Source organism: Vibrio sp. 10N.261.46.A3, assembly GCF_041472995.1.
GTDB classification, from domain to species: Bacteria; Pseudomonadota; Gammaproteobacteria; order Enterobacterales; family Vibrionaceae; genus Vibrio; species Vibrio coralliirubri.
In genome coordinates, this window is sequence record NZ_JBFRRH010000034.1 from 16,832 (window position 1) to 31,544 (window position 14,713).

Genomic DNA, 14,713 nt, shown 5'->3' on the forward strand with positions numbered 1-14,713 from the left:
ACCTTATTTTTAGAAATGCTCTGCATACTTAAGTTGCAGTCCATTTTTGTCTTTATCTGAAACGAGCAAACTTTCTTCATCGAGTTGCCAATCGATTTTTAGTTCGGGGTCATTCCAAACGATAGAGCGTTCATTCTGGGGGGAGTAATAATCAGTAGTTTTGTACAAAAACTCAACATCATCTGTCAATGTTAAAAAACCATGAGCAAAACCTTCAGGAATCCACAATTGTTTTTTGTTCTCTTGACTTAGTTCAAACGATTGCCACTGTTTAAACGTTGAAGAATTACTTCGTAAATCTACTACTACATCAAGCACTTTCCCTCGGGTAACTCGGACAAGTTTACCTTGTGGTTTCTGTATTTGATAATGCAAGCCCCTAAGTACGCCCTTACCTGATTTAGAATGATTATCTTGGACAAATTGAACACTTCTACCAATTAACTTTTCAAAATTTGAATGATTAAAGCTCTCCATAAAAAAGCCTCTCTCGTCCTCGAAAACTTTAGGTTCAATGATCAAAACATCTTTCAGATTAGTTTTATTTGCCTTCATCGTTGTTTACCAGCCTCTCTAGATACTGCCCATACTCATTCTTCAACATAGGTTTTGCTAAGTTCGAAATTTCTTGCTGACTTAGCCAACCATTACGCCAAGATATCTCCTCTAAACACGCAACTTTTAACCCTTGAACATGCTCAATTGTTTGCACAAAAGAGGAGGCTTCATGAAGACTTTCATGAGTTCCTGTATCTAACCAAGCAAAGCCTCGCCCTAACAGCTCCACATTCAAAGAACCATCGTTCAAGTACATTTCATTTAATGTCGTTATTTCAAGCTCACCACGATGAGATGGTTTTACTTGTTTTGCCATTTCAACCACTCTGTTATCATAGAAATACAAACCTGTTACAGCATAGTTAGATTTGGGGACCACTGGTTTCTCTTCGATCGATACAGCTTTCATCTCGTCATCAAACTCAACAACCCCAAAGCGTTCTGGATCTTTCACTTGATAGCCAAAAACAGTTGCTCCATATGTCCTAGAAGCTGCATTTTTAAGTATATTTGAAAATGACTGCCCATAAAAGATATTGTCACCAAGAACTAAGCATACGCTGTCATCACCAATGAACTCTTCACCGATGATAAACGCTTGTGCTAAGCCATCAGGACTTGGCTGAATCGCGTACTCAAGGTTAATACCGAAATCAGAGCCATCACCCAGTAGACGTTGAAAACCCGCATTGTCTTCCGGTGTGGTGATAATAAGTATGTCTTTAATGCCAGCCAGCATTAATGTCGATATTGGGTAAAACACCATTGGTTTATCATAGATAGGCAATAGTTGTTTTGATACGCCACGAGTCAACGGGTATAGACGAGTGCCAGAACCTCCTGCTAGAACAATACCTTTCATTATTTACTTCCTTTTGATTCAATTATTTCTACACCCAAACGCTCACGTTGATAGCTACCATCTTGTACATTTTGACACCATGCTGAATTGTCTAGATACCATTGCACCGTTTTACGAAGACCTGTTTCAAACGTCTCCTCAGGAGTCCAACCTAGCTCACGCTGCATTTTAGATGAGTCAATGGCGTAGCGACGGTCATGACCAGGACGGTCTTGAACATAGGTAATTTGCTCTGCATACGCTGACTCTTTCGGTACCAACGTATCTAGGATATTACAAATCGTATTGACAACTTCGAGGTTTTTCTTCTCGTTGTGGCCACCAATATTGTAGGTCTCACCGACTTTACCTTCGGTTACTACTTTGTAAAGCGCGCGAGCATGGTCCTCAACGAACAACCAATCACGAATTTGGTCTCCTTTACCATATATAGGAAGGTCTTTTCCTTCCAAAGCATTAAGAATAACCAGTGGGATCAATTTTTCAGGGAAATGATACGGGCCGTAGTTATTTGAGCAGTTGGTTACGATAGTAGGCAGACCGTAAGTACGTAACCATGCTCGCACTAAGTGGTCACTCGAAGCTTTTGACGCCGAGTATGGACTTGATGGCTCATACGAAGTTGTCTCCAAGAACATTGGCAGCTCTGTACCCTCCGGAACTTCATCAGGGTGAGGAAGGTCACCATAAACTTCATCTGTAGAGATATGATGGAAACGAAACTCTGCTTTGGCTTGATCTTCAAGTTTATTCCAGTACTCGCGTGTAGCTTCCAATAACGTATATGTTCCAACTACGTTAGTTTCAATGAATGCAGCAGGGCCAGTGATTGAACGGTCAACATGCGACTCAGCGGCTAAGTGCATTACCGCATCCGGTTTATGCTCTGCAAAAACACGGTCAAGTTCTGAACGATTACAAATATCCACTTGCTCAAATGCGTAACGTTCGCTCGAATCCACTTCGATAAGAGATTCTAAATTACCTGCGTAAGTCAGCTTATCAACGTTTATTACGCTGTCAGATGTATTATTTATAATGTGACGTATAACTGATGAGCCGATAAAACCAGCGCCACCGGTGACTAATATCTTCACAAAAACTCCTAAAATAAAACTTTAAAAACAAAAACAAAAACATAACACGCACGAGTAATATCCATTAGGCATGCTACCGCCCTTTGGTAACAAAGCGAAAACCACACTACGCGTTCAAATTTTAAAATGTAAATTTCTCTATTATCTATGTATCAACGGATATAATCAAAAAAAAATCCAGTTATGTGCGCGGGTAAGCTAACTCTATGTACACCAAACCCCAAAACTCGCTATACTCCTGACCTATAGTTTTTCGCCAATAACGAATAAGAGTTCAAGATATGCAAGAGTTAGTGCCATTTGTTCAAGAGAATATGATTTTAGCCATCGTATGGATCGGCTTGGTTGTTGCCATCATTGCGAACGTTATCAAGACATCAAACGCAGCCTACAAAGAGATCACGGCAGCGCAAACCACACACATGATTAACCGTGAAAACGGTGTTGTGGTTGATATTCGTACTAAAGATGAGTTCAAAAAGGGCCATATTACGGACGCAGTTCACATTTTGCCGTCAGATATCAAAGCAAATAGCTTTGGTAGCCTTGAAAGCCACAAAGCAGACCCAATCATCGTAGTATGCAAGACAGGTCAAACTGCTCAAGAAAGCGCTAACCTACTGGTTAAAGCAGGTTTCGAAAACGTAAGCGTACTGAAAAGTGGTTTAGTGGCTTGGAGCGAAGCTAACCTACCTTTGGTTAAAGGTAAGAAATAGTTAAAGGTAATAAACCGTTAACGACAAGCAGTAAGCTGACCTAATTACACGAATATGACTTTAAGGTTTTGTCCGGCGAATATGACGAACAAAACCTAATTATAAATTTTTAAGGACAAGAAAATGGCTGAAGCAGCACAACAAGACGCACAACAAAACTTCGCAATCCAACGTATCTTCCTAAAAGACGTATCTTTCGAAGCGCCAAATTCTCCAGACATGTTTCAAAAAGAGTGGAACCCAGATGTAAAACTGGACCTAGACACTCAAAGCCGTGAACTTGGCGAAGGCGTTTACGAAGTAATCCTACGTCTAACGGTTACCGTTAAGAACGCAGAAGACACGGCATTCCTTTGTGAAGTTCAACAAGGCGGCATCTTCTCAGCAAGCGAAATGGAAGCTGGCCAACTGGCTCATTGCCTAGGTGCATTCTGCCCGAACATCCTGTTCCCATACGCTCGTGAAACGATTTCTAGCCTAGTGGTTAAAGGTACGTTCCCACAACTGAACCTAGCTCCAGTAAACTTTGATGCTTTGTTCATGAACTACCTACAAAACCAAGCTCAACAAGCTGAAGGCGAACAGGCTTAAGTCTCACAGTAGAACTTAACTCTAACGAACGCTTAAATAGCTTATGTTATAAGAAGCTTAGCTTTTAAATGCACATCGCAGCTTCTGCGATGTGCATTTTTTATTTACACTGTATTTTGATAGAGAACTTTTTCTTCTTAATTTAGAAAACATCTCAAGAACTCTTCGATTTCCCTCATTATTTTTAGGTGGAAGCATGACAGAAACAACTCGCGCGACAGCCCCTTACGGTAAAGACAGCGCTTACGGTAAAGACATTGCGATGACAGTGATTGGCGCAGGTTCTTATGGGACATCTTTAGCGATATCTCTAGCGCGTAACGGTGCCAATGTTGTTCTTTGGGGACATGATCCTGTTCATATGAATCGCCTTGAATCAGAGCGTGCGAACAACGAGTTTCTACCAAATATAGAATTCCCAGAAAGTCTGATCATTGAATCTGACTTAGAAAAAGCCGTGACTTCAAGCCGAGACCTTTTGCTTGTCGTCCCGAGCCACGTATTTGGCGTTGTGCTTAACAGCGTTAAACCTTACTTAGCCTCAGACTCTCGCATCTGTTGGGCGACCAAAGGCTTAGAGCCAGAAACTGGACGCCTGCTTAAAGATGTCGCGCACGATGTGCTGGGTGATGGTTACTCGCTAGCGGTTCTATCCGGGCCGACCTTCGCCAAAGAGTTAGCGATGGGCATGCCAACGGCTATCTCTGTAGCTTCACCTGATGAAGTTTTTCTAGAAGAGCTTCAAGAAAAAATCCACTGCGGTAAAACATTCCGCGTGTATGCAAACTCAGATTTCATTGGTATGCAGCTTGGCGGCGCAGTGAAGAATGTTATCGCAATTGGCGCAGGCATGTCGGATGGTATTGGCTTTGGTGCCAATGCTCGTACCGCACTAATCACTCGCGGCTTGGCTGAAATGAGCCGATTAGGTGCCGCTCTTGGCGCTCAACCAGAAACTTTCATGGGTATGGCTGGATTAGGCGACCTAGTGCTAACCTGTACCGATAACCAATCACGCAACCGCCGCTTTGGTTTGGCACTTGGCGCAGGCAAAGATGTGGATACCGCACAAGAAGAAATTGGCCAAGTAGTTGAAGGTTATCGCAACACCAAAGAAGTTTGGTTATTATCAGAACGCATGGGCGTTGAGATGCCAATTGTTGAACAAATTTATCAAGTGTTGTATCAAGGGAAAGATGCACACTTAGCAGCACAAGACTTACTTGCACGAGACAAGAAGTCAGAAAGATAACAAGAGCAGATACGCGATTCGAGTAAACGAGATACGAAAATAGTAAAAGCGGATACGAGATACGGGTAATCGAGATTCGAAAAGAATAAAAGCAGATACGAGATTCGGGTAAACGAGATGCGAAGAGAGTAAAAGCAGAATGAGCGCTTAAAGAAGGCTGCTTTTCGTTATCCGCATCTCGCTACTCTAATCTGTTCTTTGCATCTCGTTCTTCGTATCTCGAATCTCGGTTACTCGCATCTGCTCTGATAGCTCTTCGAATCGAGCACCTGCCCCTTAAAAATAATGGATGGTAAAATGAAACACTGTGAACAACAAAAAGTTTGGCAATGCATTGTGAAGGAAGCTCGACAGCAGTCGGAGCAAGAGCCTATGCTTGCGAGTTTTTATCATGCCACGATCATCAACCATGAAAGTTTAGGCGCAGCTCTGAGCTACATCCTAGCAAACAAGCTAAAAACAGCTTCAATGCCTGCAATGGCAGTACGTGAAGTGGTTGAACAAGCATTTAAGCAGGACCAATCGATTATTGATGCTGCCGCTTGTGATATCTGCGCGACGGTAAATCGAGATCCTGCTGTCGAGATGTACTCGATGCCTCTGCTTTATCTAAAAGGCTACCACGCCCTTCAAGGTTACCGAGTGGCTAACTGGTTGTGGAAGCAAGGTCGTATTGCGCTTGCCACTTACCTACAGAACCAAATCTCGGTTGCTTGCCAAGTGGATATTCACCCAGCAGCGCGTATCGGTAAAGCTATCATGCTCGACCACGCTACAGGCATTGTGATTGGTGAAACTGCTGTCGTCGAAAATGATGTATCGATCCTTCAAGACGTTACTTTAGGTGGTACGGGTAAAGAAGGTGGCGATCGTCACCCTAAAATCCGCGAAGGCGTCATGATTGGTGCCGGCGCTAAAATACTCGGCAACATTGAAGTGGGTGAAGGCGCGAAAATTGGTTCTTGCTCTGTGGTTCTACAAGCCGTACCACCTCATACAACAGTCGCAGGGGTTCCTGCAAAAATTGTCGGAAAGCCTAAAACAGACAAGCCATCTTTAGATATGGATCAAGGGTTCAATGGCCGCTCTCAGAACTTCATCCATGGTGATGGGATTTAAGTGCAGGTTCGGGATTCGATTCAGCAAAATTCGAAAAACTAAGAGCAGTCACGGGATGCGAGTAACCGAGATGCGAAAAGATTTAAAAGCAGCTGTTGATCATGAATAAGAGCAAAATGACGATAATGATGAAACAAATTCGAGCCATTAGCCGGACTCTTCTGATATCTGCCAGCCTTTGTGCTGCAATTTTGTCTACATCGTCATTTGCCGCCTCTCAGGGGGAACTGAAAGGCGTATCGAGTGAAATATCTCGCCAACAAAAAAACCTGTCCTCACAACAGAAAAAGCTCGATAGCCTGCAAGCAAGCCTCAAGAAACAAGAGCTATCCATCGCTTCGCTTGAAAAAGCGATTCTAGACAGTAAAAAGCAACTCAATACGGCTAATGCAAATATTGCTAACTTAGACACCAAGATTAAAGCGCTTACGGCTCAGAAAAAAGTCCATACCGATAAGTTAGAGCAACTGATTCAGACTTACTACATGACAAGTCGAGCCAAAGCGTCTTCTCACATCCTCAACACGGGTGTCGAAGAAGATCGTATCAGCCACTATTACCAACACCTTGCCAAAGCTCGCTCCGCAACAATCAAAACGATTGAACAGACGCAACTTGAATTAGAAGAAAGCCATAAGCAGCGTCAACTTGAGCAAGAACAGATAGCAACACTGCTAAAACAACAAACCACCAAGCGGGATACGCTGGCCAAAACCCAAACACAACGCAAGAAAACCGTTGGTAGCATCAAGAAGAACATCTCGGGTGACAAGAATTACTTAGCAGAGCTTCAGCGAAATGAAACTCGCCTCAAAGCTGAAATAGCGAAAGCAGAAAAAGCGGCTCGCGAGAGACGTAATGCTGTCCCTATGGATGGGTTAGCCAAACGCAAAGGCAAACTGCCTTGGCCAATCAAAGACAAAGTTCTGCATAGCTATGGTTCTAGCCAAACGGGTCAAGTTAACTGGAAAGGCATGGTGATCAATGCCAAATACGGGCAGCAGGTAAAGTCGGTTTACTCAGGCACGGTTGTGTTTGCAGAGTATCTGCGTGGCTATGGTTTAGTGGTTCTTCTCGACCATGGTAAAGGTGATATGACACTCTATGGCTTTAACCAAGCACTTTTAAAGAAAGAAGGTGACAAGGTTAAAGCGGGCGAAGCCATCGCGCTTGCAGGTGACACTGGCGGCCAAACACGTCCATCGCTGTACTTTGAAATTCGCAGAAACAGCCAAGCTCAGAATCCGAAGAGTTGGTTGGTTAGGTAAGAGCAGATACATGGTTAGAGTAAAACGTGACATGAAAAACGCTAGCCTCGTCGTCGCTCTACCCTGCTTTTCGTTTACTCGTATCCCGTTACTCGAATCTGCTATTTCCCGATCTTCGTATCTCGAATCTCGCTTACTCGTCTCTTTCTACTTAGAGTTCAACGCCCTTACACCATCTTCCAACAGTGTCAGCTGTTCAAAACCTTGAGCTGTTGCAATCGGTTTAACGGTCGCGATCATCTGCAACATTCCTTGATGTACCACTTGCTCAGTAATTTGGGCTTTTGGAGACATCGCCGATTGATAAGCTAACCAACCCGATGCGATCAAGTGAAGAGAAGTGACCATTGACTTCATTTCCGTATCCGTTGCTTTGAGCAAGTTCAACTCAACAAAGGCTCTCATAATGTCGACAAGATTAGTTTGCAGCTTTTCTTGTACAGCCATGTAATCAAGGTGGAGTTTTTCATCACGTGACAATATTTCAGGTAGGTTCGCATAGAAGAATCGGTACTTCCACATCAGCGTGAAGATAGAATCTAAGTAGCTCTTTAGTAGCGTGAGGCTTTCTTGCTGTCCTTGAATCGGTGTGAATCTTTCAAGTAACTCTGTCGAATAGAGAGTAAAGATATCACGGACAATTTCTTGTTTGTTACGGAAGTGGTAGTAGAGGTTGCCAGGGCTAATCTCAATATGTTCAGCAATATGATTGGTCGTAATACTACGCTCGCCGTGCTCATTAAAAAGCTCTAGTGCAGCGTACACAATCTTGTCACGTGTTTTCATTAGTAATTAGTATCCCTATCCGTTTAGTGGCTCAGTATATCGCCACTAAACGGATAGATCGAGCTGTTAACATCTGGTCGAATTAGCAAGCGCTAAAACTAACCTTCTATCAATCACGCTGTAATCAATCACTGCCAAAGAGATCTCGCGTGTAAACCTTATCTGCAACGTCTGATAGTTCATCGACCATTCTGTTGGATACAATCACATCCGATACAGCTTTGAACTCTTCAAGATCAGAATAAACCTTCGAGTTAAAGAAATGCTCTTCTTCCAACACAGGTTCGAACACGACCACTTCAATACCTTTAGCTTTCAAACGCTTCATAATCCCTTGAATCGACGACGCACGGAAGTTGTCTGAACCGGCCGTCATGATCAAACGATAAATACCTACAATTTTAGGCGAGTGCTTAATAATGGAATCCGCAATGAAGTCCTTACGAGTGCGGTTAGCGTCAACGATAGCGCCCACAATGTTGTTAGGTACATCTTGATAGTTAGCTAATAGCTGCTTGGTGTCTTTAGGTAAGCAGTAACCACCGTAGCCAAACGAAGGATTATTGTAGTGATTACCAATACGAGGGTCTAAGCCAACACCTTCGATGATATGACGAGAATCCAAACCATGCGCTTCGGCGTAAGAATCAAGCTCATTAAAATAAGAAACACGCATCGCTAGGTAGGTATTTGACAAGAGCTTTACTGCTTCCGCTCCTGTGGAGTGAGTAAACAGTACGTCGATATTCTCTTTTTCTGCGCCTTCCACCAGAAGATTAGCAAATACTTTAGCGCGTTCCGAGCACTCACCAACAATAATGCGTGATGGGTGTAGGTTGTCGTACAGGGCTTTGCCTTCACGTAAAAATTCTGGCGAGAACATAATGTTTTCACAGTTTAAATCTTGCTTAACACGCTCAGTATAACCAACAGGTACCGTTGATTTGATCACCATGACGGCATTCGGGTTAACCATCATTACGTCACGAATCACCGACTCTACAGAACTGGTATCAAAATAATTATTTTTTTGATCATAATCGGTGGGAGTGGCAATGATGACAAACTCAGCGTCTTTGTAAGCCGCTTTATCTGTTGTCGCCCTGAAATTCAGCGTCTTATTTAATAGAAAGTACTCAATCTCATTGCCTACAACCGAAGACAACGTATCATTAACCATTTCAACTTTATAGTCAGCAACGTCTATTGCGACCACTTCGTTTTTTTGCGCTAATAATATCGCATTCGATAAACCAACATATCCAACTTCTGCCACAGCTAGTTTCATCACAAGCTCCTAATTAATGGGAAATCCTTCGAGATACTCTGACGGTTAAATATAGTGACAATACTATGTTAAAGAATTATTCCGCTAGCTCGGTTCGTTTGTTCCTTGCTATACTCGTGGAAGTTTGTATTCAAAAAAGTAGGAAGAAATATGATTATCGTAACTGGTGGTGCAGGCATGATTGGCAGCAATATTGTTAAGGCGCTCAATGAAGCAGGCCACAACGATATTCTAGTTGTCGACAACTTAAAAGATGGCAAAAAATTTAAGAACCTTGTTGACCTAGATATCACCGATTACATGGATCGTGATGACTTTCTAACTCAAGTTATGGCTGGTGATGATTTCGGTCATATTGAGGCTATTTTCCATGAAGGTGCATGTTCTGCGACCACAGAGTGGGATGGCAAATACATGATGCTAAACAACTACGAATACTCGAAAGAGTTACTGCATTACTGTGTTGAGCGTGAAATTCCATTCCTATATGCATCTTCTGCTGCAACTTACGGTGAAACTGATACCTTTGTCGAAGAACCGCAGTACGAAGGCGCGCTGAACGTCTACGGCTATTCAAAACAGCAATTTGATAACTATGTGCGTCGCTTAACTGCAGATGCAACCGCACACAACGAAACGCTTTCTCAAATCACTGGGTTTCGATACTTCAATGTCTACGGTCCACGTGAACAGCACAAAGGCAGCATGGCTTCTGTCGCTTTTCACCTAAACAATCAAATGAACGCTGGTGAAAACCCGAAATTATTCGCAGGAAGCGAAACCTTCAAGCGTGATTTTGTGTATGTTGGTGATGTTGCGGCCGTAAACCTGTGGTTCTTAAAAAATGGGGTTTCCGGCATCTTCAACCTAGGTACTGGTAATGCCGAATCATTTGAAGAGGTCGCAAAAGCGGTGATTAAACATCACGGTAAGGGAGAGATTGAAACCATCCCATTCCCTGAGCATTTGAAAGGTGCTTACCAAGAATTTACTCAAGCAGATTTAACTAAGCTGCGTAATGCCGGTTGCGATGTTCAATTTAAATCGGTTGCTGAAGGCGTCAGCGAATACATGCAGTCAGTTAATCGCTAGATTCCACTCTCCCGAAAACAAGCTAACGGTATACTGTTAGCTTGTTCAATATATATCGCAAGTTAAAGGTTTACAGTGACAACCCAACGCGACGACTACGATCCTAAAGCATACAACCCTAAATTCATCAGTGCGTTTTTATCACCAAAACACTGGGGAACTTGGCTCGGGCTATACCTATGCCTGCCCATTTCTTTGCTGCCAAATTCGATTCGAGTGGCCATAGCAAAATTCGTGGCGACAAAAATGGCGAAGAAGCAACGTGGCTCAGTACAAAAGGCACGTATAAACCTCGCGCTTTGTTTTCCAGAAAAGTCTGTTCAAGAGCGTGAAACTATTCTAACCAATTGCCTAACAACTGCTGGCACCTTTTTACTTGGTTTTCCTGCCATATCATTACGCAGTAAACGTTGGCTGGAAAAAAACTCAGAAATCATTGGGTTAGAACACTTACAACAACTACAAAAAGACAATCAAAGTGCTATTTTGCTAGTGCCTCACTCTTGGTGCATCGACATTCCGGCTATTCTTTTAGCTTCAAGAGGCTTACCCGTTTCTGCGATGGCAAATAGCCAGAAAAACCCTCTGACCGATTGGCTCATGCACAAGCAAAGAGTTCAGTATGGTGGGCGAGTTTATGATCGCAGTGGCGGCATTAAGCCTTTTATCAAATCAGTCAAAGATGGCTACTTGGGGTATTACCTGCCAGATCAAGACCATGGCCCAGAACAAAGTGTATTCTCAGACTTCTTTGCGACTGAAAAAGCAACCTTGCCTGGACTTGGAAAACTAGCAAAAGTAAGCAGAGCGAAGATCGTTCCGACCTTTGCCAGCTATAATATTGAGACGGGTAAATACGAAATTGAAATCAAAGCACCCATTGAGTTATCTGGCGATGAACATCAAGACGCTAGAGCAATGAATGAAGTCGTTGAAGGTTTTGTTAACCCTAGACCTGAACAGTACATGTGGATTTTAAAGTTGTTAAAAACACGTAGAAATGGACAAGACCCATATGTGGGTTATTAACCTATATATGGGTATAAACCTACACATATCGATTAGATTGATTAGTTAGAAGTTTCTAACTAATCAATAACTTGAAATCTTTGATATTAATGAAGGCCCCTTGATGCTCTTTGATTTTATCAAGTGGCCACTTCCACCACTGTTCAATTAAAAGAGCCTCCCTTTCCTGTTCAGTAAAGCGCTTCTTAATCTCCTTCGCAGGAACACCGCCCACAATACTGAATGCTTCAACATCTTTGGTCACGATAGAGCCGGGTGCAATAACAGCACCATACCCAATAGTCACTCCAGGGAATATTTTCACGTATTCACCAATCCAAACATCGGATCCAACAACAACTTGGTAATGCTCCTCAACATACTTAGTATGCGAGCAAATAGTATCTTTGCTAAATCCAATCCTTGTTTTTGCATCAATCGATGTTCAGCACGATGAAAGCAGGGATGAGTCGACACATAATCATTGATAGGGTGATTATTTAGGACTAATTGTAATCGAGAAAAACGACCTATTTTGACATTGTTCATATTACAATAAATATCAAAATAAGTGCCGAAACCAATATATGAAACATTGACAATCACTTGCTACAGAATTTCAAATTGAGCATCTGTAAAGATTGATTTTCGAGGACGGAAGTTTCTATGTTTTTTTGATCACAAATGAATATTAGCTTCTTTATCTTACGTATGATTTTTTCATAATGAGTCTATTCTCCATTACCAGATAGTAGCTTTTGATAAAAACCATCAACAGTGTAATCTTCAAGCTTAATCAAAACTGATTCGTCAAAGTCGCTAGAAATAAAGCTTTCAATATTACTAGCAAGTTCACTTAAAGAATCAAAGATAAGAAAGTTAGCTTTGGAGTATAAAGGGTGATTATAAAGACTTGCATTATTCGTAATTACTTTTTTTCTAGCGTATAGCGCTTCCTTCACCCTCATAGTATCAGACACCTGTCCATCAAGAACCATTTCTAGTACACATCTGGTATTGAGCATCACGGTTAGGTATTCAACATAGGAATAAGAAGGTTTCTTATCAAAAACAATAAAGTTGCACTTAAATTCAACCAATGCATCTTTTATTTTTTGAACCTTTTCTTTCCTCCCTTTATCCATCCCCACAAAAGAAACATCGTAATCAGAGGATTTTGCTATCTCATCGATGATTTTAAGTTGAGGCAGAGGTACGTAAATATGCTTAAAGCTATACTTTTCTGAGTCACCTTCATCAAAAGTGTACGTTTCGAAATCTTTTAAGTGATGGTTCAGGCTTCCATCTGTGACGTTTCTAAAAACAATCACCTTTCTCCCATCAATCTTTGATATCGACTTAATGTCTCTCAAAGAGTCGGTAGTGAATATGACATCAAAGCCATTTAGCGCCTTTATTTTTCGTCTTATGATCGCTCCATAGGCCCCATGGTAGTGTTTTTTACTGTAGAAAAATAAAAAGGAAATTAATTTCACTAACCACTTACTTAAAAAAATATGATGCTTTTCATAATCAGATGATAGCACGTCAATTTCTAGTTTTTCATACTGTTGCTTGTAGCCTACAAAAACCAGTTTCAGTTTCAATTTATCGTTCATAAGGCAACCTTTTAAAAGACTCGACAATACTTCCTAATGCACTATTGGCTTTATTACCTTCAACTACCTTCTCATAATAACTAACATACGCTGCAGCCATGACATTGGCATTGAATTGATCTCTCGCGTATTCATTACAACGAGCTGAATCATAGGTGTCAGAATTTAAGATCCCTTCTACGAGCTCTTGTTCACAGCTCGATAAAAGACCTACCTCACTAGAAACTAACTCCGGCAGTGAGCCATAGGGTGTACCAAACACTGGACAACCAAAATACAAACTCTCTGTAATCGCCAAGCCAAACGGTTCATGCCAAGTCACGGGGAATATCAGACCTTTTGACTGAGTCATGATCTGAGATTTCGTTGTATCGTCCACCATCCCTAAAAAACGAACATGACGATCTAGCGTTAACCTAAAACCCATTTTTAGGTTCAATCGATGGCCGCCCAAGACATCAAGCTGCTGACCAGCTTTCTTGGTAATATCAATGGCACCTTGAACATTTTTAACTCGCCACGCCGCTTTCCCAAGAAAATGGAAACGTTCACGTTTCAAGTTAAAGTTAGGCTTTTGGTAGTTGTCCCAATTCAAGCCATTGTAAACATAAGCTTGTGCACCATGATTTTTTGCATGCTGAGATGAAACAAAGACGGTATTAGGGTCAATAGGGCCGTCTGAATTACCATGCTGCGTTAAAATGTATGGATAAGAGATAGGCTCAAGATCAGAGTGGAAATGCACAACATCAATATCATTTGGAAGCTGACTTTGCAGTGGTACATTCGGTTGATATTCTATGACTCTCGCCCAAGCACACTTTGTTCCTTTGCCAGCAAGCAGCGTCACTCGGTGACCGGCAAGATGCAAAGCATAAACTAAGTCCCAAATGACTCGTTCCGTTCCACCATAATTAACCACAGGTAACGTGGCTCTTGTATACATTAAAATATTCATAATCACTTAATTTTTAAAAGCTTTTACTTTAGCGACAACAGCTTGATGAACACACTCTGGAACAAATTGCTCTATTTCTCCACCATGAATAGCGACTTCACGAACCAATGTTGATGATAAAAAAGCAAACTCTTCTGAAGGTGTCAAAAACAGGCTCTCTAGTTCTGGTTTTAATCGACGATACATTGTCGTCAAACCAAATTCATACTCAAAGTCCATTGTTGTTCTTAAGCCACGCACCAAAATTGAGGCGTTTTGCTCGGTCGCAAAATCAACCAGCAAACCGCTAAAACCTTCAACGGAAACATTAGGTAATTCATGGCAAGTTTCTCGCAATAAGGCCACACGCTCATCTAAGCTAAATAAGGTGGCTTTACTTGGGCTCTCTGCGACACCAATAACAAGTTTTTCAAACATACATGCGGCACGTTTAATTAAGTCATAATGCCCGTTAGTCACTGGATCAAAAGTACCTGGGTATATTGCTATTTTCATGACA

General features: G+C 41.9%; 16 protein-coding genes. 7 read left to right on the top strand and 9 right to left on the bottom strand.

Going from position 1 to position 14,713, the window contains the following annotated elements; all coding sequences use genetic code 11:
* Nucleotides 1-9: 9 nt before the first annotated feature.
* Genes rfbC through rfbB form a run of 3 tightly spaced genes read right to left on the bottom strand, consistent with a single transcriptional unit; the run spans nt 10 to nt 2,517 of the window.
* Nucleotides 10-555 (bottom strand): dTDP-4-dehydrorhamnose 3,5-epimerase, encoded by a 546-nt coding sequence (gene rfbC / locus AB4484_RS09410; protein ID WP_372077754.1) that lies wholly within the window; start codon nt 553-555, stop codon nt 10-12.
* A complete protein-coding gene (rfbA, locus tag AB4484_RS09415) occupies nt 542-1,420 on the bottom strand; it encodes a glucose-1-phosphate thymidylyltransferase RfbA (protein ID WP_372077756.1) in 879 nt (292 codons plus the stop codon). The genes rfbC and rfbA overlap by 14 nt, the downstream gene beginning before the upstream one ends.
* A complete protein-coding gene (gene rfbB / locus AB4484_RS09420; protein WP_372077758.1) occupies nt 1,420-2,517 on the bottom strand; it encodes a dTDP-glucose 4,6-dehydratase in 1,098 nt (365 codons plus the stop codon). Before rfbB ends, rfbA begins: the two co-directional genes overlap by 1 nt.
* Before the next feature lie 281 nt (nt 2,518-2,798).
* On the opposite strand from rfbB, the gene AB4484_RS09425 reads away from it, so the two are divergent.
* The 5 genes from AB4484_RS09425 to AB4484_RS09445 all read left to right on the top strand — a co-directional run bounded on the left by AB4484_RS09425 (nt 2,799) and on the right by AB4484_RS09445 (nt 7,463).
* Nucleotides 2,799-3,233: a rhodanese-like domain-containing protein gene (locus AB4484_RS09425; protein ID WP_016786319.1), complete on the top strand. Its 435-nt coding sequence runs from the start codon at nt 2,799-2,801 to the stop codon at nt 3,231-3,233.
* 123 nt (nt 3,234-3,356) lie between these two features.
* A complete protein-coding gene (gene secB / locus AB4484_RS09430) occupies nt 3,357-3,824 on the top strand; it encodes a protein-export chaperone SecB (RefSeq protein WP_009847959.1) in 468 nt (155 codons plus the stop codon).
* Between the two features lie 196 nt (nt 3,825-4,020).
* Complete coding sequence (gene gpsA, locus AB4484_RS09435; protein WP_372077760.1) at nt 4,021-5,076, top strand: NAD(P)H-dependent glycerol-3-phosphate dehydrogenase; 1,056 nt, start codon at nt 4,021-4,023, stop codon at nt 5,074-5,076.
* A gap of 297 nt (nt 5,077-5,373) precedes the next feature.
* Nucleotides 5,374-6,195, top strand: coding sequence for a serine O-acetyltransferase (gene cysE / locus AB4484_RS09440; RefSeq protein WP_009847961.1), 822 nt, complete (start codon nt 5,374-5,376; stop codon nt 6,193-6,195).
* 116 nt (nt 6,196-6,311) lie between these two features.
* Complete coding sequence (locus AB4484_RS09445) at nt 6,312-7,463, top strand: murein hydrolase activator EnvC (RefSeq protein ID WP_372077805.1); 1,152 nt, start codon at nt 6,312-6,314, stop codon at nt 7,461-7,463.
* Nucleotides 7,464-7,610: 147 nt separating this feature from the next.
* Here the strand turns inward: AB4484_RS09445 and AB4484_RS09450 are convergent, their stop codons facing one another.
* Both AB4484_RS09450 and AB4484_RS09455 read right to left on the bottom strand, forming a co-directional pair.
* Nucleotides 7,611-8,249: a TetR/AcrR family transcriptional regulator gene (locus tag AB4484_RS09450; protein ID WP_017061441.1), complete on the bottom strand. Its 639-nt coding sequence runs from the start codon at nt 8,247-8,249 to the stop codon at nt 7,611-7,613.
* A gap of 124 nt (nt 8,250-8,373) precedes the next feature.
* Nucleotides 8,374-9,537 carry a nucleotide sugar dehydrogenase gene (locus tag AB4484_RS09455; protein WP_372077762.1) on the bottom strand — a complete coding sequence of 388 codons (1,164 nt, stop codon included), beginning with the start codon at nt 9,535-9,537 and terminating at the stop codon, nt 8,374-8,376.
* A 150-nt stretch (nt 9,538-9,687) separates the two neighbouring features.
* On the opposite strand from AB4484_RS09455, the gene rfaD reads away from it, so the two are divergent.
* Both rfaD and lpxM read left to right on the top strand, forming a co-directional pair.
* Nucleotides 9,688-10,629, top strand: a complete 942-nt coding sequence (gene rfaD / locus AB4484_RS09460; RefSeq protein WP_372077764.1) for an ADP-glyceromanno-heptose 6-epimerase — start codon at nt 9,688-9,690, stop codon at nt 10,627-10,629.
* 75 nt (nt 10,630-10,704) lie between these two features.
* Complete coding sequence (gene lpxM, locus AB4484_RS09465; protein WP_372077766.1) at nt 10,705-11,658, top strand: lauroyl-Kdo(2)-lipid IV(A) myristoyltransferase; 954 nt, start codon at nt 10,705-10,707, stop codon at nt 11,656-11,658.
* A gap of 55 nt (nt 11,659-11,713) precedes the next feature.
* On the opposite strand, the gene AB4484_RS09470 is transcribed toward lpxM, so the two are convergent.
* The 4 genes from AB4484_RS09470 to coaD all read right to left on the bottom strand — a co-directional run bounded on the left by AB4484_RS09470 (nt 11,714) and on the right by coaD (nt 14,709).
* On the bottom strand, nt 11,714-11,962 hold the full coding sequence (locus AB4484_RS09470) for a hypothetical protein (protein ID WP_372077768.1): 249 nt from the start codon (nt 11,960-11,962) through the stop codon (nt 11,714-11,716).
* A 406-nt stretch (nt 11,963-12,368) separates the two neighbouring features.
* Nucleotides 12,369-13,256, bottom strand: a complete 888-nt coding sequence (locus AB4484_RS09475; protein WP_372077770.1) for a lipopolysaccharide biosynthesis protein — start codon at nt 13,254-13,256, stop codon at nt 12,369-12,371.
* A complete protein-coding gene (locus AB4484_RS09480; protein ID WP_372077772.1) occupies nt 13,246-14,202 on the bottom strand; it encodes a glycosyltransferase in 957 nt (318 codons plus the stop codon). Before AB4484_RS09480 ends, AB4484_RS09475 begins: the two co-directional genes overlap by 11 nt.
* 18 nt (nt 14,203-14,220) lie before the next feature.
* The gene (gene coaD / locus AB4484_RS09485) at nt 14,221-14,709 is read right to left on the bottom strand and encodes a pantetheine-phosphate adenylyltransferase (protein WP_122046770.1); all 489 of its coding nucleotides are present in this window, start codon (nt 14,707-14,709) and stop codon (nt 14,221-14,223) included.
* Nucleotides 14,710-14,713: the final 4 nt, after the last annotated feature.

Bases quoted from the DNA above. Each gene is read 5' to 3' on its own strand.
- AB4484_RS09455 (WP_372077762.1), bottom strand. From the start codon at position 9,537: ATGAAACTAGCTGTGGCAGAAGTTGGATATGTTGGTTTATCGAATGCG.
- rfbC (WP_372077754.1), bottom strand. From the start codon at position 555: ATGAAGGCAAATAAAACTAATCTGAAAGATGTTTTGATCATTGAACCT.
- rfbA (WP_372077756.1), bottom strand. From the start codon at position 1,420: ATGAAAGGTATTGTTCTAGCAGGAGGTTCTGGCACTCGTCTATACCCG.
- AB4484_RS09445 (WP_372077805.1), top strand. From the start codon at position 6,312: ATGACGATAATGATGAAACAAATTCGAGCCATTAGCCGGACTCTTCTG.
- cysE (WP_009847961.1), top strand. From the start codon at position 5,374: ATGAAACACTGTGAACAACAAAAAGTTTGGCAATGCATTGTGAAGGAA.
- AB4484_RS09480 (WP_372077772.1), bottom strand. From the start codon at position 14,202: ATGTATACAAGAGCCACGTTACCTGTGGTTAATTATGGTGGAACGGAA.
- gpsA (WP_372077760.1), top strand. From the start codon at position 4,021: ATGACAGAAACAACTCGCGCGACAGCCCCTTACGGTAAAGACAGCGCT.
- AB4484_RS09475 (WP_372077770.1), bottom strand. From the start codon at position 13,256: ATGAACGATAAATTGAAACTGAAACTGGTTTTTGTAGGCTACAAGCAA.
- secB (WP_009847959.1), top strand. From the start codon at position 3,357: ATGGCTGAAGCAGCACAACAAGACGCACAACAAAACTTCGCAATCCAA.
- coaD (WP_122046770.1), bottom strand. From the start codon at position 14,709: ATGAAAATAGCAATATACCCAGGTACTTTTGATCCAGTGACTAACGGG.
- AB4484_RS09450 (WP_017061441.1), bottom strand. From the start codon at position 8,249: ATGAAAACACGTGACAAGATTGTGTACGCTGCACTAGAGCTTTTTAAT.
- AB4484_RS09425 (WP_016786319.1), top strand. From the start codon at position 2,799: ATGCAAGAGTTAGTGCCATTTGTTCAAGAGAATATGATTTTAGCCATC.
- rfaD (WP_372077764.1), top strand. From the start codon at position 9,688: ATGATTATCGTAACTGGTGGTGCAGGCATGATTGGCAGCAATATTGTT.